Source organism: Gordonia sp. (in: high G+C Gram-positive bacteria) (assembly GCF_052106715.1).
Lineage (GTDB): Bacteria > Actinomycetota > Actinomycetes > Mycobacteriales > Mycobacteriaceae > Gordonia.
The window spans coordinates 58,963-84,636 of sequence record NZ_JBQEDL010000016.1; the positions used below are offsets into that span (position 1 = coordinate 58,963).

Consider the following 25,674-nt stretch of genomic DNA (forward strand, 5'->3'; position numbering starts at 1 on the left):
GTACCGAACAGACATCGAGGAGGAACAGATGACTGACACCGACATCCGTGAGATCGACACCGGAACCCCGCCCACCCGTTTCGCGCGGGGGTGGCACTGCATCGGCCTCGTGGCCGACTACACAGACGGTAAGCCGCACTCGCTGGAGATCTTCGGCACCAAGCTGGTCGTCTGGGCCGACACTGAGGGCAACGTGAAGGCGCTCGACGCCTACTGCCGCCACATGGGCGCCGACCTGTCGCAGGGCAAGGTGCGCGGTGACAACATCGCCTGCCCGTTCCACGGCTGGCAGTGGAACGGCAGGGGACGCTGCGCGGGCGTCCCGTACGCCAAGCGCCACCCGAAGCTCGCCAAGACCCGCACATGGCCGACGATGATCCGCAACGGCCAGGTCTTCATCTACAACGACCCGGAAGGCAATAAGCCACCCGAGGACGTGATCATCCCCGAACTCGCCGAACACGGTGCCGACGGATGGACCGACTGGACCTGGAATCGTCTCGTGATCACCGGCTCCAACTGCCGCGAGATCATCGACAACGTCGTGGACATGGCGCACTTCTTCTACGTGCACTACGCCCTTCCCGACTACTTCAAGAATGTCTTCGAGGGCGAGACCGCGGCCCAGTACATGAACAGCCGCGGGCGCCCGGACATCGAGCTGACGTCGGCATACGGCGACACGCGACTCGAGTCGATCGCCGCGTATTACGGCCCCTCGTACATGCTCAATCCGATGGTCCAGTACTACGGCGAGTACGCGATCGAGACCATCCTCACCAACTGCCACTACCCGATCGACTCGAACTCATTCGTCCTGATGTTCGGCGTCATGGCTAAGATCCCCGAGGGCCTGACCGACGCGCAGGGCGAGAAGATGGCCAAGAAGATCAGTTCGGGCATCGAGGTCGGCTTCCTCCAGGACGTCGAGATCTGGAAGCACAAGACGCGCATCGACAACCCGCTTCTCGTCGAGGAAGACGGCCCCGTCTACCAGTTGCGTCGCTGGTACGAGCAGTTCTACACCGATATCGACGACGTGACCGATGAGATGACCGGTCGCTTCGAGTATGAGATCGACACCGAGAAGGCCCTGGAGAACTGGGACATCGAGGTGCAGGAGAACCTGCGAATCCAAGCCGAGGAGAAAGCAGCCGAACAAGCAGCCGCCGATTCGGGCGCATCGGTCTGATGACCGTGACGGGTGCGTCCGAAGCCGGCGGTTGGGCGAAGGCGCCCGACTACTCGGCCGATCCCGAACGCCTGTCGACGATCGCGGCGGCCACCGCCCGCGATCGGCGCCACTATCTGGCAGGCGGGATGACCGAGATCGAGTGCCGCACCTGTCACGCGTGCGTCATGGTCAAGAAGACCAGCCCGCACCACACCAGCGTCCAGTGGAACGACGACGCCCGCGATCGGTGCACCGAGATCTCGAAGATCCGCGCCGAGGGCGGCAACCCGGCGATGCTCCCGACATGCCCGCGCATGTCGGCGAGCATCGAACACGGCGTCGCCGAAGGAATCATCCCGCGTGAGTCCCCGGCGAAGGATCCCGACGGGTACTGGTGAAGCCTGCGCCCCACTCTGCGCGCGTGGACAATCGAACCCGAGCACATCGTCACGAGCGAGAGTCTTCACGAGCGAGGGATTGCACATGTCCGAGTACACAGCCGTCGACGGCGCCCCTATCTGGTTCGATCTGGCCAGCTCCGACCCCGACCGCGCAGCCGCGTTCTACAGCGAACTGTTCGGTTGGGACGTCACCGATTCCGACGCCGATTTCGGCGGATACCGCAGTTTCTCGGCCAACGGTCGAGTCGTCGCAGGCCTGATGGCTGCGCCTGATGAAGGCCCCCGTGACGCCTGGTCGGTATATTTCAAGACCGGCGATGCCGCCGCCGACGTCGAGAAGGCGCAGAGCGTGGGCGGCAGCGTGATCATGCCCCCGATGCCGGTGGGCGATCTCGGTGTGATGGCCGTCCTCACCGATCCCGCGGGTGCGGCGTACGGACTATGGCAGGCCGGATCCCACTCCGGATTCAGTGAGCACGGGACGCACGGAACGCCGTACTGGTTCGACGAGATGACGATGGATTACGCCGGGTCGACCGATTACTACACGCAAACGCTGGGCTGGGGACTCGAGGAGGTCGGCACCGGCGGCGACCCCGACTCGGTCGGTCCCGACCGGTACAGCGTCGTCACCCCGTCGGGGGCGACGGAGGGCGTCGCGGGCATCATGTCCGCGGCCGGGATGTTCGGCGACGGCCATCCTTCGTTCTGGCAGGTGTACATCACCGCGGACGACGTCGCCGCGACGATCGCGAAGGTGACCGAGCTGGGCGGCGAGGTGCTGATGCCGGGCGAGGAGACCCCGTGGGGAACGTTGGCCTCGTTCAAGGACCCGATGGGTGCGGCGATCTGTCTCGGCCATCCACCCGCCGGGATGTGAGCCGTACGATAGACCTCATGGCGCGCGAAGACCTCACCCCCGAATGGACGAAGCACGGGGCCGCGTGGGCCGCCCAGGATGCGGTCTTCGACCGCGTCTTCGCCCCGGTCACCGAGGCGCTCGTCGACGCAGCGGAGCTCTCCGGCGCGGTCCTGGACGTCGGTTGCGGTACCGGGACGTTGTTGGAACGGGCGATCGGCGCGGGAGCATCGGCGGTCGGCGTCGACATCTCGGCGGCCATGATCGACGCCGCCGCGCGTCGAGTCCCGCAGGCCAGCGCCGTCGTCGCCGATGCACAGACGGCCGACCTGCGTGCACTCGCTCCGGGCGAGGGCTTCGACCGCATCGTCTCGCGGTTCGGAGTCATGTTCTTCCCCGACCCGGTCTCCGCATTCGCGAACATCCGGCATTCGACGGTCCCCGGCGCGTCCATCACGTTCATGTGCTGGCAGGACGGTCACCGCAACCCGATCTTCACGCTCGGCACCCGCACGCTGATCGACGCTCTCGACGAGAAGCCGTCGCGGCCAGAGCCCGGCAGCCCGGGTCCGGTGGCCTTCGCCGACCCGGACTACCTGCGCGGCATCCTCGCCGACGCGGGTTGGTCGGACACAAGGATCGACGACTTCTCCTTCCGCGCCGACTACTCGACCCCCGACAGCGACGGAGTCGAAGAACGTCTCGCCGTCATCCTCGCGACGAGCACCGGACAGTCGGTCGAGGAGAAGGTCCGCGTGCAGTTAGGCGAGTCCGGCTGGTCGGACCTGCTCGATCGTGTGCGCGAGAGTCTGCGCGCCGACCGAGTGAACGGGGTCGTCACGCACGAGGGCCACTGCTGGCTGGTGTCAGCGAGAGCCGGGACGTGACGCCACGGCGCTGACCGTCGATTGAGACAGTCGCAGTTCGCCCGCCGCGGCGGTCGGACCGGCCGATCTGCCGACAGCAGAACCCCCTGACGCGAGCCGAGCGCCGACGTAGTGTGCGGTCATGGACATGATCATCGAGTCACGCGTGCCGTTGTTCCGCGAAGCCCTCGGGGCACATCTGCAGCGGCTGCGACTCGATCGAGGTGAACGACTGTCCGACGTGGCCGAGCGCGCGGGGATCTCCACGCAGTATCTGTCCGAGATCGAACGTGGCCGCAAGGACCCGTCGAGCGAGATGATCGAAGCCGTGTCCGGAGCGCTCGAGACGAGCGTCGCCGACGTCTCCATCGCAGTCGGCGAGTCGATGGAAGCGGCCGCCTCACGCCCGGTCCGCCTCGGATCCACCGCACCGGCGCGAGTCGTTCGCCCCTCGCGCGGAGGCGTCGGCGCGTACGCTCTCGCCGCGTGACACCGACCGGATCGCTCAGCTGTCGTCCACGACCCGATCGATCAGTCCGTAGTCGACGGCATCGGGTGCCGTAAACACGCGGGTGCGTTCGGTATCGACGCGCAGCCGATCGATGTCGCGGCCGGTGTGACGGGCGAGGACCGACTCGATCTGGCTGCGCACCCGGACGAGTTCTTCGGCTTCGATGATCAGGTCGGGAATCGCGCCTCGTCCGCCCTCGACACCCGGTTGATGCAGGACGATCCGCGAGTGCGGCGTCGCCGACCGCTTCCCGTCGGCCCCGGCCGCCAGGAGCACGGCGCCCACCGACACCGCTTGTCCGACACAGGTCGTCGCAACGTCGGCGCGGACGTGTCGGATCGTGTCGTAGACGGCGAGCATGGCGGCCGGATCGCCGCCCGCGCAGTTCACGTACAACTCGATGTCGCGGCCGGAGTCGTCAGCGTCCAGATACAGCAGTTGCGCGACGAGTGCGTTGGCGACGCCCGCGTCGACGGGAGTGCCGAGATACACGATCCGCTCGGACAGCAGATGCGAATACACGTCGCTGTACCGCTCACCTGCCGGCGTCCGTTCGACGACATTCGGAATCGGATAGGACATCATTGACCTCCGCCGATGTCGAACCCGGCGCGGGAGGCCTGCGGAGCGAGCACCGCGAAGTCGTCGACGACGTCGTCGACGAATCCGTAGTCGACCGCCTGCGGCGCGGTGTACCAGCGATCGCGCACCGAATCGGCGAACACCGTCTCGACCGACTGCCCGGTATCGTCGGCGATCAGACCTAGCACGGTGTCGCGCGTGTGCCTCAGATCGTCTGCCTGCAACTCGACGTCGGCTGCGGTCCCGCCGATTCCGGCCGACCCCTGATGCATGAGGATCCGGGCATGGGCGAGCGCACGCCGTTTGCCCGGCGTCCCCGCTGACAGCAGGAACTGTCCCGCGCTGCACGCCAGGCCGAGGGCAAGTGTCGAAACGTCGCACGGGATCAGCCGCATCACATCCCGGATCGCAAGCATCGACGGCACCGAACCTCCCGGCGAGTGGATCCACAGCGCGATGTCCGACGTCTCGTCGGCCACGGCGAGACCCACCAACTGCGCAGCGATCAAGGTCCCGTTGTCGTCGTCCAACGGGCCGTCGAGGACGACGACCCGCCGTCTCAAGAGCTCGTCGCGATCGCGTCGGGTGAACGCTCTGGACTCGATGTTCTCTGTCATGGAGCCATCGTGGCCCTGGCGACGCGATCGTCGCACGTGTCACTGCCGTCGGCAGATCTGCTCACGGCAGATAACACCGCATCGGGTCAGATCGGGCACTTCAGGGCAGGTCACAGCCGTTTCAAAAAAATATCGCCGAACGACCCATCTGCTCCGCCCGCCCAGCCGAAGTACCCCTGACAGCTGACGAAGGAGGACCGCGTGAGCACAGACAATCTCGTCCATTCCACCCGGACCGCAGCGGAACTGCCGCTGACCGCCGCACAACGCGGCATCTACTACGCCCAGCAGATCGACCCGGATGTGCCGATGTCGGTCGCTGCGTTCGTAGAGTTCCACGGCGACGTCGATGCGGACCGACTGGAGACCGCGGTGACCGGGGCGGCCCTCGAGACCGAGGCAGGCCTGCTGCGACTCGTCTGGAACGAAGAAGACGAGCCGACCGTGGTGGTCGACGGCGACCGCGACGTCACCCTCGGCAGGCGAGACTTCTCTGGATACTCCGATCCGCGTGCCGCGGCCGAGAACTGGATGGACGAGCACCGAGCCCACGTTCCCGATCTGTTCACCGATCCACTCCTGCAGACGTACCTGTTGACGCTGGGCCCCGACCACAGCATCTGGTACTGCTGGGGCCACCACCTGGCATTCGACGGCTACGCCGCGATGTACATGATGCTGCGGGTGGCTCAACGCTATACGGCGGCCGACGGCAGCGCTCTTCCCGAGGCGACGATCGCATCGATGGCCGAGGTCGCAGGCATCGACGACGACTACCGAGGATCGAACCGGTTCAGCGACGACCGTGACTACTGGTCGAATCATCTCGGACAAGACGTCAACGCCCTCCCGTCCACGTCATTCTCCGGCCGAAGCGACGTTGCTGCTCCGCTGGCGACCATCGTCTCGGAGTCTCTCGACGACGCCGTCGTCCAGCGGATTCGAGCGCGCGCCACCGGCCTGCAGGTCCGACCGGCCTCCGTGATCACCGCGGCCGTCGCTCTCTACTTGGCCCGGTTCAACGACACCGCAGACGCCATGCTCAGTCTTCCCGTCGCCGCGCGCGACACGGCGTCACTGCGCACGTCCGCCGGACTCACGTCCAACGTGGTGCCCATCCTGGCGAGGATCGACGACGCCGAACATCCGTGTCGAGTCGACGACCTGATCCACAGCGTGAACGGCGACATCAAACAAGCCATACGGCACCAGCACTTCCGCCACGAAGACATCGTCTCCGAGATCCTCGGCGCCGCGAACGGCCGACGTGGCTTCTTCGGACCGATGGTCAACGTCATGTTGTTCTTCAAGCACATCGATTTCGGTCCGCTGTCCGGCGCGCTGCACATCCTGTCGACCGGACCGGTCGAGGACGCCTCGGTGAACGTCTACGACTCGATCTCCGGCGGCATGCATCTGGACCTCGAGGCCAATCCGAACGTGTACGACGACGCCGACGTCCACGCCCACCATCGCCGACTCATCGACTTCCTCACCCGTTTCGTCACCGCCGACCCCGCGCTGCCGGTCACCGCCCTCCCGGTCGCGACCACCGACGAGATCGCGGTGGCGGACCGCTGCTCGGTCGGTCCCGTCGTCGACTACGGCCACACGACTCTGGCCGACCTGCTCTCCACTGCGTACCGCAGCTTCGGCAGTACGCCGGCACTCATCGATCCCGACGGACCGACCCTTACATACGACGAGGTCGGTCGGCGCGTGGCTGCAACGGCAGCCGGGCTGCGCGCCCGCGGGATCGGGATCGAGGACGTCGTCGGCGTGATGCTGCCGCGTGGCCTCGACCAGCACATCGTGCTGCACGCGGTCGTCGCGACCGGCGCCGTCTTCGTCCCACTGTCTCCGGACGAACCCGGCGCACGGCGCGAACGCATCCTCGAGATCGCCGCACCGGCACTGGTCGTCGTCGACGACGATCAGGGGCCGATCCCCGCACAGACAGCTACTCCACAGTCGCTCGTCACGACCGGTCTCACCGGATCCGCCGACCTGACCGCGCCGCCCACGACCGCCCATCCCGACAACGGTGCATACCTGTTGTTCACCTCGGGCTCCACCGGAGCACCGAAGGGCGTTCTCATCACGCATCGCGCTCTGGTGAACCGGCTGTCGTGGATGCAGTCCGAGTACGCGTTGACCTCCGACGACCGGGTTCTCCAGAAGACACCGTCGAGCTTCGACGTGTCGGTGTGGGAGTACTTCTGGCCGCTGACGGTCGGGGCCGCGGCAGTCGTCGCCGCACCCGACGGTCACCGCGATCCGTGGTACCTGCGTCGCGTGGTCGAGGAGACCGGAGTGAGCGCGATGCACTTCGTGCCGTCCATGCTCGCGGTCTTCGCCGAGACCCTCGGCTCGGACTCCGAGACGACCGCCCGGACCCGCTCCGCCCTCGCCTCGATCCACACCCTCTTCACCAGCGGCGAAGCGCTCACCCCCGGTGTCGTGGACGCGACAGCAGCGCTCACCGCAGCACCGATCCACAACCTGTACGGACCGACCGAGGCGGCCATCGACGTCACCCACCGCGACGCGTGCGACGCGGAAGAACCGATCATCCCGATCGGCATTCCGGTCCACAACACCACCGCATACGTGCTCGATCGCCGGCTCGACCCCATGCCGACGGGAGCGGTCGGCGAACTCTATCTCGGCGGCGTCCAATTGGCCCGCGGCTACCTGAGGCGGCCCGCACTCACCGCCGATCGTTTCGTCGCCGACCCCTTCGGCGGCGGTCGACTGTACCGAACCGGTGACCTCGTCCGGCGCCGTCGCGACGGCGAACTGGAGTATCTGGGACGTAGCGACTCACAGTTCAAGATCCGCGGTCGCCGTGTGGAACTCGGCGAGATCGAGAGCGCGCTCGCCGATCTGCCCGGCGTCCTCGGTGCGGGCGCAGTCGTCCGCGACGATCTACTCGCCGAACGAATCGTCGTCGGCTACGTCAGTGGTGACGGGCTCGGTGGTGACGGGGTGGGGGGTGACGGGGTGGGGGACCGCGACCTGCGCGGCGAACTGGCTGCGACGCTTGAGCCCCACATGATCCCGACCGTCGTAGTCGTCTGTGACGCTCTCCCCACCACCTCGAACGGCAAGCTCGACCGCCGAGCGCTTCCCGATCCCGATCTGGGCGGATCAGTCGGGCACGACGCCGAGCGCGACACGCCTGCCACCGACCTGGAGCACTTCGTCCATGACACCGCGTGCGCCGTACTCGGCATCGACGACCTCCCCATGACGGCCGGTCTGATCGAGGTCGGCGGGAACTCACTGGCAGCCACTCGCGTGGCCGCCCGGCTGTCCACCGCCACCGGCATCCGTCTCGGGATCCGCCATATCCTCGACGCAACCGACATCCGCGGAATCGCCGACGCGCTGCGGGCCCGTGGCGTCGCCGACGACGCACCCGTTGCCGGCGCCCGGTCGACGCACGTGTCGATCGACGGTCCGGTACCGCTGTCACCTGCCCAGCAGCGCCTCTGGCTCGCCGCACGTCTGGACTCCGCATCGGCCGGCGTGTACAACATCCCGTTCACGGTCCGGCTCATCGGTGACCTCGATGTCGAAGCACTCACCGCGGCACTGAACGACGTCGTCGCACGACACGAGCCGCTACGCACCACCGTCCGCGACACCGACCAAGTCGCATATCAAGAGGTGTGGGCCGCGGACCGACCGCTCCTCGACGTCGCGCGGACCGACGCTGACACGCCCGAAAGCGTCAAAAACTTCGCCTCACAACCATTCGACCTGACCGCGGACCTCCCCATTCGGGCCCGTCTGATCGCTCATGACCGCCGCGACCACACGCTCGCCGTGGTGATCCACCATCTCGCCGCGGACGGCTGGTCGCTCGGTCCGCTCGCCGACGATCTCGCCGAGGCCTACCGTGCGCGGCGTCTGGATCAGGCCCCGGCGTGGACCGAACTGCCGGTCACCTACCGTCAGAGCGCCGCGGACCGGCACGCCTGGCTCGACGACCCGACGTCGGACGCGAGCGCCCAGATCGAGTACTGGGCGCGTGCCCTCGCCGATGCCCCGGTCGACACCGAGTTGCCGTACGACCGTTCCCCGTCGCGCACCGATCGCCGATCCGGCGCACACGTGCGGGTGCCGATCGACGCCGCCACCCGCGGTCGCCTCATGTCGCTGGCGAACCGGTACGACACCACGCCGTTCATGGTCGTGCACGCGGCGGTCGCCGCACTCCTGCGAACGATGTCGAGCATCGACGACGTCGTCGTGGGAACTCCGGTCTCGGGCCGCGGCGACGACGACCTCGATCCGCTCATCGGGATGTTCGTCAACACTCTCGCGCTGCGTACGTCGGTCGACAAGAACGCCGCATTCTCCGACCTTCTCTCGATCGTTCGCGAACGAGACCTCGAAGCATTCGACAACGCAGACGTGCCGTTCGATCGGCTGGTCACCGAACTGAACCCCGCTCGCAGCAGCAGCGGTCAGCCCTACTTCGACGTGTCCGTCGCTCTCGAGGACGCCGCGCAGATCCGCCTGGAGATGGCGGGGCTGGCCGCGACTGCCGCCAAGATCGACATCGGGACCAGCAAGTTCGACCTCGAGTTCACCATCATCGACCGCGCCGACGACAGCCGTGGAATGGACCTCGACCTCGGCTACGCCGACGAGCTGTTCGACCGAGTGACGGCCGCAGGCTTGGCATCGCGCTACGTCAGGCTCCTACAGACGGTCACCGCCGAGCCCGACATCTCGATCGGGGACGCGTGCGTTCTCGACCTCGCGGACCGTCTCGACCTCGTGCCCGCAGTCGGAGGCGGGACGCGCCCGGTGGAACACTTCACGCAGTTGCTCGGTTCGGCAGCGGCGGCGGAGCCGTTCCGTCCGGCGATCATCGACGGGACGGGCCGCCCGCGGCTCACCTATCGCGAATTGGACGAGGCCTCCAACGCTCTCGCCAGGACCCTCATCGACAAGGGTGCCGGGCCGGAGAGCTACGTGGCGGTGGCGCTGCCCCGCGGCGTGGACTGGATGGTCGCGGTATGGGCCGTCGCCAAGTCCGGCGCGGCGTGGGTGCCGGTCGACCCCTCCTACCCGGTGGTCCGGACCGAGTTCATGCTCGACGACTCCGGCGCAACCGTCATCGTCACCGATTCCGAGTCGGCGACGCGGTTGTCGATCACTACCGCGCACACCGTGGTCCTGGTCGACGCGGACGACGTCCGGACCCCGCGGCCCGGCGACGACATCGCAGCGGTCACCGACGTCGACCGCATCGCGCCGGTCGACGTCGATCAGCCCGCGTACCTGATCTACACGTCGGGGACCACGGGTCGGCCCAAGGGCGTGGTGGTGAGCCATCGCGGCCTCGCGGACTTCGCGGCCGAGCAGGTGTCCAGTCTGGCGTTGACCGGAGACAGTCGCACACTGCATTTGGCGTCGCCGAGTTTCGACGCGTCGATACTCGAAGTGATCATGGCGGTCAGTGCCGGGGCGAGCATGTGCATCGCACCCGCGGACATCCTCGGCGGGAGCGAGTTGTCCGCGCTGATGGCCGACGCCGCGATCACCCACGCGTTCCTCACTCCGTCGCTCCTGACGACCATGTCTCCCGACGACCTCCCTCGCCTGCGCACCCTGGTCATCGGCGGCGAGCACCCGAACACCGAGTCCGTTCGGCGCTGGTCGGCAGGCCGTCGTCTGATCAATGCGTACGGCCCCACCGAGGCCACAGTGGTCGCAACCATGTCGCAGAGCCTCGAGCCGACGGACTCGGTGACGATCGGTCGGCCCATTCGCGGCGTGTCCGCGCTGGTGCTCGACGAACGGCTCCGGCCGGTGGCGCCCGGCGTCGTCGGCGAACTGTACCTGTCCGGCTCGCACCTCGCCCGGGGTTACCACGGTGCGCGGCCGTTGACGTCCAAGCGTTTCGTGGCGAATCCGTACGGCGAGTCCGGTGACCGGATGTACCGCACGGGCGACCTGGTCCGCTGGACCGCGAGCCACGTCCTCGAGTTTCGCGGACGCGCCGACCATCAAGCCAAGGTGCGGGGCCATCGCATCGAACTGGGCGAGGTCGACGCGGCGCTGCTCGCCGACGACGCGGTTCAGAACGTCGTCACCATCGTGTCCGGGTCTCACGACACGGCTCGACTCGTCGCGTACGCCACCGCGCCCCGGGGCGGAGTACTCGACGACGCCGCACTCCGAGGCGTCCGCGACCGGCTCACCGACCGCCTCCCGGGCCATATGGTCCCGGCGACGATCATCGCGCTCGACGAGATTCCCGTGACGCACGCCGGAAAGATCGACACTCGGTCACTGCCTGCGCCCGAGACCACGTGGGACCGACATGTGCGCACTCCCCTACGGGGCGACGCCGAACACGTGGTGGCCGATGAGATCGCTCGCGTGCTGGACGTCAGTGCCGACCGTCTCGGCCGCGAGTCCGACTTCTTCGAGCTCGGCGGCAACTCCTTGTCAGCCACCCAATTGGCGACGGCATTGGAGAATCGCACCGACACCCGCGTACCCGTGCGCGCCCTGTTCGACAATCCCGACATCGCCGCGATCGCGCGGCTGATCGGCGACACCGCTGGCACCGCTCTCGTCCGCGACGAGCGACCGAGGATTCCACTCGTCCACGACAGTTCCGAGGTGCCTGCCGAGCCCGGTCCTGCTCAGCAGCAACTCTGGTTCCTCAACCAGCTCGCGGGCCCAGACGAGGGCGCGGCGTACAACATCGCATTCGCCCTCCACCTGGACGGCGACCTCGACGTCCCGGCGCTCGAGGGAGCAATACGGCACGCTGTCGCTCGGCACGAGCCGCTGCGCACGCGATACCCCGCACGCGACGGACACCCGATGCTCGACGTGCTCGAGAACTTCGACGTGACGCTGCGTGCGCATCTCGCCACCGACGACGAATGGGACGAGCACGCGCGCGAGATCGCCGCGCGGCCCTTCGACCTGACCACCGAGGGGCCCCTGCGCGTGGCGCTGCACCGTCTTCCCGCCGAGGACGGCCGACCCGCACGGCACCGACTGACCCTGGTCATCCACCACATCGCCGCCGACGGAGCCTCGATGACTCCGCTGGCCCGCGACATCGGGTCGGCGTACTCCGACCTGCACGCGGGACGTGACCCGCAGCAGCCGGCACTGCCGTTCTCCTACAGTGACTACCTGCGCTGGCAGGCCGCCGGGCTGGCGAGCGAGAACGCCTCGCGGTCCGCGACTCGGCAGCAGGAGCTCACCTCGTGGTGGCGCGAGAACTTGGCGGGCATGGGACACGCTCCGGTCCTCGCATCCGACCGATCGGGCGCGACCGGCAGCGCGGGCGTCGTCGAGACCGCGTTCGACGACGATCTGCGAGCGGCCCTGCAGACCCACAGCGTCCCCGGGGTCACCGACTTCATGACGGTGCACGCGGTCCTCGCGACTCTCCTGCACCGGATGTCCGCCGATCCGGCCACACATGTGGAGACCGGAGTCAGCGACCTCGTGATCGGCACGCCGGTCGCGGGACGGCCGGACCCCGGACTCGCGGATCTGGTCGGGATGTTCGTGAACTCGGTACCGCTGCGCACCCGGGTCAGCTCGAACGCTCCGTTCACCGAACTGCTCGCCGCTGTCCGGGACGCCGACCTCGATGCCATCGCACATGCCGATATGCCCTTCGAGAAGCTGGTGGCCGCCATCGCGCCGCCACGAACGGGCCGACATCCACTCTTCGACGTCGCCGTCACCCTCGACGATGCCGTCGACTCCGCTGCGGTCCAGCTCGCAGACGTACGGGCATCCGCCCATGAGATCGGCACCGGCGGAGCACGTTTCGGATTGGAACTGCGCATTCGCAACGGTGTCGCACGCTTCACGTACGACGTCGGGCTCTACAGCGAGCAACGGATCGCCGACCTCGCGGAACGATTCACCGCACTCGCCCGCCAGATCGCCGACGACCCGGCACGTCGGATCGGCGACTTCGAACTCACGCGTCCCACCGACGGCCCGGCCGACCCGTATCTGGGGGCGACCGAACCCGTGCACCTTGCCGACCTCGTCGACCGCGCGGTACGGGCCCGGCCGAACGCCGTGGCGCTTGACGACGGCGTCTGGAAACTCACCTATCGCGACGCAGGCCGACTCTCGGACCGGTGGGCGCGAACTCTGACAGCGTGCGGTGTGGGCCCCGACGACATCGTCGCGGTCTCGATCGCGAGATCGACGGAATCGGTGCTGGCCACCTGGTCGATCGCCAAGACCGGAGCAGCCGTCATGCCGGTGGATCCGAGGTATCCGGCCGACCGGATCCGCCACATGCTGGCCGACTCGGGCGCCTCGATCGGTGTCACCACCTCATCACCCGACGACGATCGGCTCCGCTCGAGCGGAAGCGCTGATCTACGGTGGATCACCGTCGACGAGTTGACCGCGGACCTGCCCGGTGCCCATGGCCTGCTCCGTGATCGACCGGTTCGACGTGTCGACGGCTGTGCGTACATCGTCTACACCTCGGGCACAACCGGAATCCCAAAGGGCACGTCGATCACCCACCGCGGGCTCGCCGCGTTCGCCGCGACCCAGACGCGCCGTTACGGCGTGGACGCGCAGAGCCGGACCCTGCACTTCGCCTCACCCGGCTTCGACGCCGCAATGCTCGAACTGCTCCTCGCGCTCGACGCCTGCGCCACCATGGTGATCGCGCCGACCTCGATCTACGGCGGCGACGAACTGACCGAGTTCCTCGCCGAGGAGCGAGTCACGCACGCATTCGTGACCCCTGCCGCCATGTCCTCTGCCGGCCCGCGCGACCTTCCGGACCTGCGGTGCCTCGGGGTCGGCGGCGAGTCGTTCGGCAGTGAGCTCGTCGCGCGGTGGGGAGCCGACCGCACCTTCTTGAACTGCTACGGACCGACCGAGGCCACCATCGTGGCCACGATCTCGTCGCTGAGGACGGATGCGCCGATCACCATCGGCCGACCGGTGGACGGTGTCCACGCAGTCATTCTCGACTCACGCCTTCGGCCGGTGCCGCCGTTCGCCCCCGGCGACCTGTACCTGATGGGGCCCGGCCTGGCGCGGGGCTACGTGAACCGGGCCGCCCAGACGTCGACGGCCTTCGTCTCGGCGATCGACGGATCGGGCCGACGCATGTACCGGACCGGCGATCTCGCCTCGACCGATCTCGCCGGAACCATCACCTTCCACGGACGTAACGACCGGCAGGTCAAGGTCCGTGGGTTCCGCATCGAACTGGACGAGATCGACTCCGCTCTCGCCGCTCACCCCGAGGTCGACGCCGCGATCACCCAGGTTCACGGGTCCGGCGACGCAGCTCGGCTGGTCAGCTATGTGACCGGGCTAGGCGAGGATTCCGCTACCTCGGAAGAGGTCGTCGCCTTCGCTGCGCAGCGGCTGCCCCGACAGATGCTCCCGTCGATCATCGTTCCGATCGACGAGATCCCGATGACAGTCAACGGCAAGGTCGACAGGGACGCGCTTCCGGCACCGGAGGCTGCTGCGCAGACCTCGTCACGACGTCCGGCAGGCGCAGCCGAAAGGGTGCTCGCCGAACTCGTCGCCGACACCCTCGGACTGGCAGTGGGAAGTGTCGGAGCCGACGACGACTTCTTCACCCTCGGGGGCACCTCCCTCGCGGCGACGACCTTGGTCAGTCGGATCAACGCCGTTCATCGCGGCGCTCCGATCCGCGTCCGCTCGGTCTTCGACGACCCGGTCATCGCTCGGCTCGCACGGCTGCTCGACGTCGATCCCGACCTCACCCTCGGGATCGATCCCGAGGGTGCACACGGTGACGTGTCCCCCATCGTCTCGGGGGTCCGCCCCATGCGCTTTCCGCTGGCACCCATGCAGCGGCGGATCTGGTCCCTGCACCGCAGCGATCCGAACGCACTCGACTACGCGATGCCCTTCATGCTGCGGCTGCACGGCAGCCTCGACACCGGGGCCCTGCGCGACGCCCTCGTCGACGTGGTGACCCGTCACGCCGTTCTGCGGACGGTCTACACCGACACCGCCGACGGTCCCGTCGGCATCGTGTCGGACGATGCCGAGCAGGTCGTCGGTGATATCCACACCGGCGGCATCGACACCGGTGCGACCGACCCGGAGTCGATGCTCGCCGAGCTCCTCGCGCGGCCGTTCGACCTCACTCGCGACGCACCGCTGCGGGCGCTTCTCACCGGTGACGGCGACAGCCACGCACTGGTGCTGGTCCTGCATCACATCGCCGCCGACGGCGGGTCCATGCCGACGATCGTCGGCGACCTCCTAGAGGCCTACCGTGACCGGACCGGAGCTTCGTCGCACCGCGCGCCGCAGCCGCCCGCGATACCGGACTACCGCGATTACGCACACGCATCCGATGCCGCCCGCGAATCCGATGATCTCGAGTACTGGACATCGACTCTGACCGGCACTCCCGCGGTAACGAGTGTGGACGCCGACCCAGCGCGGGCCGATCAGACCGGCGGATCCACCGTCGAACTGCCGATCGACGACGCGTTGCGCGACGAGATCGCCGCCTTCGCGCGCAGTAACTCGACCTCGGCGTTCACCGTGCTTCACACGGCACTGGCAGTGCTGCTCAATCGACTCGGGGCCGGTGACGACCTGGTGATCGGAACACCGGTCGACACTCGCGCCGCATGGAGTCCGGGAACCAGGACGGGTCTGGAGCTGCGCGGGATGGTCGGCATGTTCGTCAACACCGTCGCGCTGCGCACCAGAATCGACCGAACCGCATGCGCGCAGTCTCTCGTCGAGGAGGTCCGAGCACAGGACCTCGACGCGTGGGATCACCTCACAGCGCCGTTCGACGACGTGGTCTCGGCCCTCAACCCGGCGCGCGTCTCCGGTCGCAGTCCGCTGTTCCAGGTAGCGCTGTCGGTTCACGACTTCGCCGGGTCGATCGCGGGCGAGCAGCTTCCGGTGTCTGCGGATCTGGTCGGCGAGATCGCCGAACTCGACACGCACACCGCGAAGTTCGACCTGCAATTCACCGTCACCGGCATGGACTCGCAGTCGAGGGAGCCTCGGCTGGCGTTGACGTACGCCCGAAATCGATACGGTCACGCGGACGCCGAACAACTGGGCGTGCGTCTGCTGCGTGTGGCCCGCGCACTCGTCACCGATCCGCAACGCTGCATCGGCGACATCCGCATCACCGATCCACTCGAAGTGGCACGGCTCGCCCCGGTGTCCGGGCCCCCGGCAACGCGACCGCGCACGTACGCGGAGCTACTCGACGACGCGGTCCGCCGCAACCCCGGCGGCGTCGCCGTCACCGTCGGCGACCCGGCCAGGACGACGATCGACGTCACCTACCTCGACATGTACGAGCGGGCGAACCGTCTCGCCCGACACCTGTTGAACCGGGGCGTGGCGCGAGACGAGGAGTCGGTCGTCGCCGTGGCGATTCCCCGATCGCTCGAGGCGATCGTGGCGATCTGGGCGATCGTCCGGACCGGAGCCGCATACGTCCCCATCGACCCGATGTACCCGGCTGACCGGATCGCGCACATGCTCGACGACGCGGGCGCCGACCTCGTCATCACGACCTCGGATTACGCGAGCCCACTGCCCGCCCGAGGCACGCCGACCATCGTGCTCGACGAGCCAGGCGTGCGGCGGGAGCTGGCGTCGACCTCGCCCGCACCGATCAGCGACGACGAACTGCCGCGCCCGATCGACCTCGATCAGCTGGCCTACGTGATCTACACGTCGGGCTCCACCGGGACACCCAAGGGGGTGCTCGTCTCGCACCGCGGGTTGGCTGCGGTCCACGACGAGCTCGCTTCCCGTATGTCGCCCGACACCACCTCGCGCGTTCTGCACTTCGCGTCCCCGAGCTTCGACGCCTCAGTGCTCGAGTTCCTGTTGGCGGCGGCGGGGGCGGGGACCCTGGTCGTCGTACCGACGAATGTCTACGGCGGCGCGGACCTGCAGGGCCTCATCTCGCGCAGGCAGGTGACACACGCCTTCATCACGCCTGCGGCGGTCGCCACCATGTCGCCCGAGAACACGTCGTCGCTGACCTCGCTCGCGGTGGGCGGTGAAGCCGTCTCGACCGACCTGGTCCGGATGTGGGCCCCCGGCCGGACCCTCCTCAATGTGTACGGCCCGACCGAGACGACCATCATCACCACCGCCTCCGACCCCTTGACCTCGGACGACCGTGTAACCATCGGGCGACCGAACAACGGGGTGTCCGTCGCGGTCCTCGACGACCGTCTACACCCGGTTCCCGAGGGTGTCCCCGGTGAGCTCTACCTCCTCGGACCTCAGATCACCCGCGGCTATCACGGTCGGCCCGGACTGACGTCGACGCGCTACCCCGCGGCTCCGATGGTCCTCGGTCCCGAGTTCGCCGGTCAGCGGATGTATCGCACGGGTGATCTGGTCCGGTGGACCGCCGACGGGCGACGCGGATACGTCGGCCGCACCGATGATCAGGGGCAGAGTCGCGGCTTCCGCGTCGAGCTGGGCGTGATCGACGACGCGTTATCTGCGGTCCCCGGCGTCCGGGCCGCCGTCACCGTCGCCGATCCCACGTCGGGCCAGACGGTTCTGCACGCCTATGTGACACCCGACGGCGACGCAGCATCGATCGATCCCAGCTCGCTCGATCCCGCGGCGGTACGCCGGGGCATCGCCCGCCGACTGCCACGGCACATGGTCCCCAGCACGATCACCGTCTTGGACCGGCTGCCGTTGACCGCGGTCGGCAAGGTCGATCGACGCGAACTGCCCAACCCGACCGTGTCGACTACTGCCGACGGCGACGCCCCGGTCGGTGCGGCCGAACAGCGGATCGCCGATGCGTTCGCGGAGGTCCTCGGGGCAGACGCGGTGGGCCGTGGGGACAACTTCTTCGACCTCGGCGGTGACTCCCTGCGCGCGACCACCCTGGTGACGAGTCTCCGGGAGGCGGGTCTGGATGTCGCGGTTCCCGACGTATTCGCCGCGCCGACGCCCGCCGAACTCGCCTCGACCCTGGCCGATGACGGGTCGGAGGGTCCGTCCTCACCTGCCCTGGCTCCGCTGTTGACGCTGCGACGCGGCGACCCGGAGGCCGGCCGGGCTCCGCTGTTCGCGATCCACCCGGCGATCGGCCTGGCGTGGAGCTTCACGACTCTGTTGCCGCACGTGGACGACGACCGGCCGGTTTACGGACTGCAGAATCCCACGCTGTCGGGCGCCCCGGCCGCCGAGACGATCGACGAACTCGCCGCCGACTACGTCCGGCGTATCCGCGAAGTCGCCCCGCACGGTCCCTACCGGCTCCTCGGCTGGTCACTCGGCGGACTGATTGCACAGGAGGTCGGCGTCGCGTTGCAACGCGCCGGGGAACACGTGGAACAGTTGACGCTTCTGGACTCGTACGTGCTCGCCGATCACCCCGGCCTGGCCGGCGGCGAATCGCTGCGGGACCTCCTCGGGGAGTTCGGCATCGACACCTCGGACATGGTCGAGGACCCCGACGGCTCGGCCGTCTCATCCGCGGTCCGCGCCGCGGGCGGGCCGCTGGCCGAACTGTCCGACGCCGATCTCCAGGCGGTCCGTGCGACGTTCGAGTCCGCAGCATCGCTCGCCTGCCAGTGGTTCCCACGAGTCTTCGACGGCGACGCCGTGTTCATCACGGCCGATCGAGGCGGCACCGGAGTCGAGGCCCGCGCCGATTGGGTCGATGTCGTGACCGGGTCCCTCGCCGACGTGCACGTCGACTGCACACATGCCCGAATGCTGCTGCCCGACAACGTTGCTCAGTACGCGCACGTCGTCGAGAACAGTCCATCGAATCCGGGATGCGGCATCCGCCGCGACACCCATCGAAAGGAGATCTGATGAGCCCCAATCCGTTCGACGACACCGACGGCACCTTCCTGGTGCTGGTCAACGACGAACAGCAGCACTCGTTGTGGCCCGAGTTCGCGCCGGTGCCACGCGGCTGGACGAGCGTGTTCGGTCCCACTGATCACGCCGCGTGCCTGGACTACGTGGAAGCGAACTGGACCGATATGCGTCCGGCGAGCCTCGTCGCATCGATGGCACGAGCCGCAGATAGAGAGGAAGGCCGTGGGACGGCACAACGCGAGCACGCTTGAGCGGGACTCCCCGGCAGTCCTCCCGGCTCCCGAAGACGCTCCGACCGCAACCCTGGCGCCCGTCGCGAGTTCGACCGACGCCCTGGTGCTCAGAGGGGTGACGAAGACGTTCACGAGTGGACTGTTCGGGCGCGGTCGGAGCCACGTCGCGGTGGATCACCTCGATCTCACCGTGCCGGCCGGATCGATCCATGCGGTCCTCGGCCCCAACGGCGCGGGCAAGACGACCACCGTGTCGATGATCGCGACGCTCCTTCCGCCCGATTCGGGAGAGATCCTGATCGACGGCGTCGACGCTGTCACCGAACCGTCCCGGGTGCGTGGGCTGGTCGGAGTCTCCGGCCAGTACGCGGCCGTCGACGGCAACCTAACCGGGTTCGAGAACCTGCGCATGGTGGCGCAGCTGTACGGGATGTCGCGACGAGCGGCGTCCGAACGGTCCCGCGAGATGATCGACGAGCTCGATCTCGCGGCGGCGGCCGACCAGCCGATGCGGACCTACTCCGGCGGAATGCGACGCCGACTCGACCTCGCCGGCGCACTCATCAACCGCCCCCGCCTGGTGATCCTCGACGAGCCGACGACGGGTCTCGACCCGCGTGGACGACGACAGATCTGGAGCATCGTCAAAGAGTTGGCCGACGACGGAACCACCATTCTGCTCACGACGCAGTACCTCGAGGAGGCCGACGAACTCGCCGACGACGTGACCGTGGTCAACCGCGGCGCCGTCCACGCCCGCGGAACGCCGTCCTCGCTCAAACAGGAGTTCGGCGACGCCGCACTCACCGTCGAAGTGGCGCGTACCGGAGCACTCCGCAACGCCGTGGACGTCATGACGACGCTCGCCGACGTCGGCTCCGGGCAACCGGAGCAACTCGACGACGTACGTTTCCGCGTCGGAGTCGATGCAGGGACCCGCAGCGCGGTATCGGCGGTGACCTCGCTGAACGCGATCGGAGTCGAGGTGGTCGACGCGTCGATCTGGGCGCCGACCCTCGAGAACGTCTTCCTAGCCCTGACCGAACCGGACACCGCCCGCCCGGACGAAGGAGTCGCAGACGATGTTCGCTGACACCGCAATACTGGTCGAACGCAATCTGATCACCGTCCGACGCATCCCGACACTGCTGTTGAGCGCCACGGTGCAGCCGCTGATGTTCGTCTTCCTGTTCGCGTACGTGTTCGGCGCGACCCTCGGCGGCGACCAGTATCGGGAGTTCCTGATGGCGGGCATCTTCGCCCAGACGGTCCTGTTCAATTCGGCATTCACAACCGTGGGCTTGGCGAATGACCTGTCGGACGGCATCGTCGACCGACTGCGATCGCTGCCGATGTCGCGGCTCGCGGTGATAGCCGGACGCGTCACGTCCGACATGCTTCTCGGCGTGATCGGTCTGGCGGTCATGGTCGCGTGCGGATTCGCCATCGGGTGGCGTATTCGAGGCAGTGCCCTCGACGCGGTGATCGCGTTCGCCCTGCTGATGCTGTTCGCCCTCGCCATGGCGTGGGTCGGAGCCGTCACGGGTCTCGCGGCCCGGAACGTCGAGGTCGCGCAGAGCGTTGGTTTCCTGTGGATGTTCCCGGTCACGTTTCTCTCGAGTGCGTTCATCTCTGCGGCGAGCCTGCCCGGGCCGCTCCGCGCGATCGCCGAATGGAACCCGGTCACCGCGGTGGCCACCGCGTGCCGTGAGCTGTTCGGGAACACCTCGCCCCCGGACTTCCCCGACCCGTCCGGATGGCCCGCCGACCACGCACTTGTTTACGCGATCGCGTGGAGCGGAATCCTCCTCGTCGTGTGTATCCCGCTCTCACTCTGGCTGTATCGGCGATCAGCGAGTCGATGAGGATCGATGCGACAGCATTCCACAGCCAACGACCCACCGACGTAAGCTCGGCGAGGAGGTGATCATGCACCCGAATCAGGCCGTCGACGGCGGTGATCGTTCACAACCCGACCTGCCGCGGCTGCTCGCCGCGTCGGCAGCCGGGGACCAAGCCTCGTTCGCACGCCTCTACGATCTCACCAACGCACGCGTATACGGGCTGGCCCTGCGCGTACTCAAGGACCGCAGCCACGCCGAGGAGGTGGTGCAGGAGTCGTATCTGCGCTATTGGCAGCAGGCCGACCAGTACTCCGCAGCGCGCGGCAGCGTCGTCAGTTGGATGCTGACGATCGCCCACCGCCGATCGGTCGATCGGATTCGATCCGAGGAACTCTATCGCAAGCGCGGTTCGGAGTATGCGAACGCGAACGCCTCCGTTCCGCCGACACCGGTCGTCGAGCTCGTCGAACAACACGAAGAGACCATGACGTTGCGCATCTGCCTCGGTCGACTCACGAATCTGCAACGTGAAGGCATCGAACTGTCCTACTTCGACGGGATGACCTACCCCGAAGTCGCCGCTCATACCTCCACACCGCTGCCAACCATCAAGTCCCGCATTCGCGACGGACTGCGCAACCTGCGTAACTGCGTCAAGACCGGAGAACAATGAGCACCGACCGAGAGTGGCTCGACGACCACGTCGAGCTGTATGCCATAGACAGCCTCCCCGCCGACGAGCACGATGAGGTGCAGGCCCTGCTGGAGCAACTCGACGCCGAGTCTCGGATCGAGTACGACGACCGCGTCGCCGACGTCCGCGAGCTCATGCACGACTACGCGCAGCGCTACACCCGAGAGGCACCCGCGACCCTTCGCGCCCGCGTCCTCGACGATTTCGACGCCGGGGTGCGCCACCGATCGGGAGCGCCCGGCCAAGTGCGATCCATCAACGAGCGCACGAGCAGGCGCCGCCGGATGGCGGCCGCTGTCGGCGCGGCTGCGGCCGTCGTGGCGATCCTGTTCGGCGGCGGGATTCTCGTCGGACGATCCATCACACCAGACGAGCCGTCGACGACGCAGCAGGCCGACGCGGTGGCCGCTGTATTCAGCGCGCCGGACGCCGCGCTGGCCGTCGGTGACCTGAACGATTCGCGCGGCGTCCTCACCGTCGTGAGTTCGAAGTCGCGCAACCAGGCGGTCGCGACCGTTCGCAACATCGAGAACCCGGTGCGCGCCGACCGGACGCTGCAGTTGTGGAGCATGGGACGCGGTCCGGACCCCGTCTCCGCCGGACTCCTCAATGACTCCGCAGGCTCCCCGATCCTGATCGACGCTCTCGACTCGACCACCGCATTCGCGGTCACAGTCGAACCCGCAGGCGGCTCGCCTGCTCCGACGACGCCCGTGCTCGGCCAAGTCCAGGTGTGAGCGGACGGCGTTCTTTCCCCGCCGATCCGACTCGTCTACCCTGTCCTGTAACACGTTCTATAACTTGTTCTAGTTTTGTGGCTCAGCCACGCTAGAGGGCGAAGGGAATGAGATGGACAACGAGGAGTTCGACGTCATCGTCGTCGGGGCAGGCGCAGCCGGACTGTCGGCCGCACTGACCGCGAAGACCAAGGGCCTGCAGACGGTACTGATCGAGAAGTCGCCGTACTGGGGCGGTTCCACCTCGCGGTCGGGCGGTGGCGTGTGGATCCCCAACAACAGCGTGCTGCGCCGCGACGGCGTCGAGGACACCGTCGAGGAGGCGCGACGTTACGTTCACTCGATCATCGGCGAACACACCCCCGCCGAACGAATCGACGCCTACATCGACCGGGGCCCCGAGGCCCTCGACTATCTGATGGCACACGCCCCACTCGACCTCGAATGGGTCAAGGGCTACTCCGACTACTACCCCGAAGCCCCCGGCGGCCGGTCGGGCGGACGCTCGGTCGAACCCAAGCCGTTCGATGCCTCACGCCTCGGGGAGGACCTCGACACACTGCACCCGCAGTACACGAAGGCGCCGCTGAACATGGTGGTGCTCCAATCCGACTACCGGTGGCTCAACATCGGTATGCGCCACTGGCGTGGCGTCCAGCGAATGCTCAAGGTCGCTCTCCGCTTCTTCGTCGCGCGCACACGCGGCAAGAAGATGATCGCGATGGGCGCGGCGCTGGCGGCCGAACTCCTTCTCGGCTGCCGGCAGGCGGGAGTCGACATCCGTCTGAACACGCCGCTCACCGACCTCATCGTCGAAGACGGCAAGGTCGTCGGCGTGGTCGCCGAGGTCGACGGCGTACCGACACGACTGTTCGCCCGTCGTGGCGTGATCCTCGGGTCCGGTGGGTTCGAGAACAACGAGACGATGCGCGCCGAATATCAGCGCGCCCCGATCAGCACCGACTGGACGACCGGCGCGCCGTCGAACACCGGCGACGGCATCAAAGCCGCCATGAAGACCGGTGCGGGCGTAGCGATCATGGACGACGCATGGTGGGGACCCACGATCCCGCTGCCGAAGGGTCCCTGGTTCGCACTCTCGGAGCGTTCAGTGCCCGGCAGCTTCATCGTGAACGAGCGCGGTCAGCGGTTCATGAACGAATCGCTCCCCTACGTCGAAGCCGTGCACCAGATGTACGGCGGCGAATTCGGTCAAGGCGAGGGCCCCGGCGAGAACGTCCCGTCCTGGCTGATCTTCGACCAGCGGTGCCGCAACCGCTACATGTTCGCAGGCGTCACCGCACGTCAGCCGCTACCCAAGAGTTGGCTCAAGTCGGGTGTGGTCGTGAAGGCTGCGAGCATCGCGGAGCTGGCCGAGAAGACCGGACTGCCTGCCGATGCGCTCGCCGAGACCACCTCGCGTTTCAACGGCTTCGCCCGCGCAGGAAAGGACGACGACTTCCACCGCGGCGACAGCGCGTACGACCATTACTACGGCGACATCACCAACAAGCCGAACCCGAGCCTCGGCACCGTGGACAAGGGCCCGTTCTACGCAGCCACGATGGTTCCGGGCGACCTCGGCACCAAGGGCGGCGTCACCACCGACGTCGCGGGCCGTGTTCTGCGCGAGGACGGCTCGGTGATCGAGGGCCTGTACGCGTCAGGAAACACGAGTGCCCCCGTCATGGGACACACCTACGCGGGCCCCGGAGCGACGATCGGCCCGGCGATGGTGTTCGGCTACCTCGCCGCCCTCGACGCGGCCGCGGAGTCGCAGACTCGCACCACGACGCACGCGGAGGCCTGAGCGCATGCCGATCGAACCCGCAGTGGCCGTCGGCGCCGACCTCGGCGAGCAGACCTTCTCCTGGACACCGCGCGAAGTAGCGCTTTACAACCTCGCGGTCGGCGGCGCGTCCGACCCGATGGACACCGTCGGTCTGCACTACGTCGACGACGCCGCGCCGAAGGTCCTGCCGTCGTTCGCGACCGTCGCCGCGAACTTCCTGGCGACCCAGGCTCCCAAAGTCGAGTTTCCCGGCGTCGACATCGATCTCGCCAAAGTCGTGCACGGCAGCCAACAGGTCCGCGTGCACCGGCCGTTGCCTGCGTCCGGAACCGCGACCATGCGCACCCGGATCGCCGAGGTCCAGGACAAGGGCTCCGCGGCCGTCATCATCCAGGAGTCCGAGACCGTCGACGAGACCGGCGCCGCACTGTGGACCGCCCGATCGTCGATCTTCGCCAAGGGCGAGGGCGGTTTCGGCGGGGAGCGCGGGGCATCGACTCGGATCGAGTTGCCCGATCGCAGCGCCGACCACCGCATCACCGTGCCGACGCTCGGGCAGCAGGCGCTGCTGTACCGCCTCTGCGGCGACCGCAATCCGCTCCACAGTGATCCCGAGTTCGCGCAGCGAGCCGGGTTCGATCGACCGATCCTGCACGGACTGTGCACGTACGGGTCGGTCTGCCGGGCCGTCGTCGATGAGATCTACGGCGGTGACGTGGCTGCCGTGGCCGACTTCTCGGTGAGTTTCGCCGGAATCGTGTTCCCCGGCGAGACCTTGCAGATCGACGCCTGGGAAGATGACGGGCGACTACTCGCGGCGGTGAGCGTCGTCGAACGAGACGGCGCCGCAGCCCTGAGTAACGTCGTATTCCGCACTTCCTAGCCGAAAGGACCTGCATGTCCACGTCTCTGCTGCCCGTTCTCGACGACAACCGAGAGGCGATGACGTCTGATTTCGCCGACGTCATCGACGCGGAGGTGAAAAAGCAGTCCGGCCTGTCGGGCACTGCGGTCAAGGCTGCGTACTCGACCGCACAGAAGGTGAAGCCCGGCGTGGTCGCGAGCGCGACCAACAAGATGTTGCCGGACTTCTTGACCGCGTTGTCGCCGTTCTGGGACTCGAAGCCCGCGGGCACGCCCTTCGGCGAGCACCTGGCGAGCAACGGCGACGCTGCCGCGGAGGCCCTGCTCGCGGTCACCGACGGCCGGGCCGCGTCGGCCCCCTCGAGCCTGGCAAAGGCGTACAAGAGCCTGCGCGGCAAGGCCAAGGGCTACGTCATCGACGCTCTGCCTCCGGTCGGCGGCGTCATCGAGAAGTACGCGACTCGGTAGGGCTCTCGGACCGTGACCCGGTCAGACGCCGTTCGACGCACTCGCGTCGGACGGCGTCTGTCGTCGGTCCCCGTCTCTGGCGTCAGGCAGCGGTGGTGACGATGAGGACGAGAACAGCGATGATCCCGACCACCCCCGCCACCAAGACCAGCAGACGCCCGAT

At 67.7% G+C, this 25,674-nt stretch carries 16 protein-coding genes; 14 read left to right on the forward strand and 2 right to left on the reverse strand.

What is annotated here, in order from left to right:
* The first annotated feature begins 28 nt into the window (after positions 1 to 28).
* The 5 genes from ACTIMF_RS10155 to ACTIMF_RS10175 all read left to right on the forward strand — a co-directional run bounded on the left by ACTIMF_RS10155 (position 29) and on the right by ACTIMF_RS10175 (position 3,790).
* Complete coding sequence (locus ACTIMF_RS10155) at positions 29 to 1,192, forward strand: Rieske 2Fe-2S domain-containing protein (RefSeq protein ID WP_442350166.1); 1,164 nt, start codon at positions 29 to 31, stop codon at positions 1,190 to 1,192.
* Entirely contained in the window at positions 1,192 to 1,572 is a 381-nt protein-coding gene (locus tag ACTIMF_RS10160) for a hypothetical protein (protein WP_442350167.1), read from the forward strand. The genes ACTIMF_RS10155 and ACTIMF_RS10160 overlap by 1 nt, the downstream gene beginning before the upstream one ends.
* Positions 1,573 to 1,657: 85 nt before the next feature.
* Positions 1,658 to 2,455, forward strand: coding sequence for a VOC family protein (locus tag ACTIMF_RS10165; protein ID WP_442350168.1), 798 nt, complete (start codon positions 1,658 to 1,660; stop codon positions 2,453 to 2,455).
* A gap of 17 nt (positions 2,456 to 2,472) precedes the next feature.
* On the forward strand, positions 2,473 to 3,321 hold the full coding sequence (locus ACTIMF_RS10170) for a class I SAM-dependent methyltransferase (RefSeq protein ID WP_442350169.1): 849 nt from the start codon (positions 2,473 to 2,475) through the stop codon (positions 3,319 to 3,321).
* Positions 3,322 to 3,442: 121 nt separating this feature from the next.
* Positions 3,443 to 3,790: a helix-turn-helix domain-containing protein gene (locus ACTIMF_RS10175; protein ID WP_442350170.1), complete on the forward strand. Its 348-nt coding sequence runs from the start codon at positions 3,443 to 3,445 to the stop codon at positions 3,788 to 3,790.
* 15 nt (positions 3,791 to 3,805) lie between these two features.
* Here the strand turns inward: ACTIMF_RS10175 and ACTIMF_RS10180 are convergent, their stop codons facing one another.
* Complete coding sequence (locus tag ACTIMF_RS10180) at positions 3,806 to 4,396, reverse strand: ClpP family protease (RefSeq protein WP_442350171.1); 591 nt, start codon at positions 4,394 to 4,396, stop codon at positions 3,806 to 3,808.
* Positions 4,393 to 5,010 (reverse strand): ClpP family protease, encoded by a 618-nt coding sequence (locus ACTIMF_RS10185; RefSeq protein WP_442350172.1) that lies wholly within the window; start codon positions 5,008 to 5,010, stop codon positions 4,393 to 4,395. Before ACTIMF_RS10185 ends, ACTIMF_RS10180 begins: the two co-directional genes overlap by 4 nt.
* Before the next feature lie 201 nt (positions 5,011 to 5,211).
* Between ACTIMF_RS10185 and ACTIMF_RS10190 the strand changes: the two genes are divergently transcribed.
* The 9 genes from ACTIMF_RS10190 to ACTIMF_RS10230 all read left to right on the forward strand — a co-directional run bounded on the left by ACTIMF_RS10190 (position 5,212) and on the right by ACTIMF_RS10230 (position 25,511).
* Positions 5,212 to 18,870 carry an amino acid adenylation domain-containing protein gene (locus ACTIMF_RS10190; protein WP_442350173.1) on the forward strand — a complete coding sequence of 4,553 codons (13,659 nt, stop codon included), beginning with the start codon at positions 5,212 to 5,214 and terminating at the stop codon, positions 18,868 to 18,870.
* Entirely contained in the window at positions 18,870 to 19,130 is a 261-nt protein-coding gene (locus tag ACTIMF_RS10195) for an MbtH family protein (protein ID WP_442350174.1), read from the forward strand. The genes ACTIMF_RS10190 and ACTIMF_RS10195 overlap by 1 nt, the downstream gene beginning before the upstream one ends.
* Positions 19,102 to 20,205, forward strand: a complete 1,104-nt coding sequence (locus ACTIMF_RS10200) for an ABC transporter ATP-binding protein (protein ID WP_442350175.1) — start codon at positions 19,102 to 19,104, stop codon at positions 20,203 to 20,205. Before ACTIMF_RS10195 ends, ACTIMF_RS10200 begins: the two co-directional genes overlap by 29 nt.
* Positions 20,195 to 20,977, forward strand: a complete 783-nt coding sequence (locus tag ACTIMF_RS10205) for an ABC transporter permease (RefSeq protein WP_442350176.1) — start codon at positions 20,195 to 20,197, stop codon at positions 20,975 to 20,977. Before ACTIMF_RS10200 ends, ACTIMF_RS10205 begins: the two co-directional genes overlap by 11 nt.
* Before the next feature lie 64 nt (positions 20,978 to 21,041).
* Positions 21,042 to 21,629 (forward strand): sigma-70 family RNA polymerase sigma factor, encoded by a 588-nt coding sequence (locus tag ACTIMF_RS10210; RefSeq protein ID WP_442350177.1) that lies wholly within the window; start codon positions 21,042 to 21,044, stop codon positions 21,627 to 21,629.
* Entirely contained in the window at positions 21,626 to 22,387 is a 762-nt protein-coding gene (locus ACTIMF_RS10215) for an anti-sigma factor (RefSeq protein ID WP_442350178.1), read from the forward strand. Before ACTIMF_RS10210 ends, ACTIMF_RS10215 begins: the two co-directional genes overlap by 4 nt.
* A 112-nt stretch (positions 22,388 to 22,499) precedes the next feature.
* The gene (gene kstD, locus ACTIMF_RS10220) at positions 22,500 to 24,197 is read left to right on the forward strand and encodes a 3-oxosteroid 1-dehydrogenase (RefSeq protein ID WP_442350179.1); all 1,698 of its coding nucleotides are present in this window, start codon (positions 22,500 to 22,502) and stop codon (positions 24,195 to 24,197) included.
* 4 nt (positions 24,198 to 24,201) lie between these two features.
* A complete protein-coding gene (locus ACTIMF_RS10225) occupies positions 24,202 to 25,062 on the forward strand; it encodes a MaoC/PaaZ C-terminal domain-containing protein (protein WP_442350180.1) in 861 nt (286 codons plus the stop codon).
* Between the two features lie 14 nt (positions 25,063 to 25,076).
* Positions 25,077 to 25,511: a DUF6918 family protein gene (locus tag ACTIMF_RS10230; protein ID WP_442350181.1), complete on the forward strand. Its 435-nt coding sequence runs from the start codon at positions 25,077 to 25,079 to the stop codon at positions 25,509 to 25,511.
* Positions 25,512 to 25,674 lie beyond the last annotated feature (163 nt).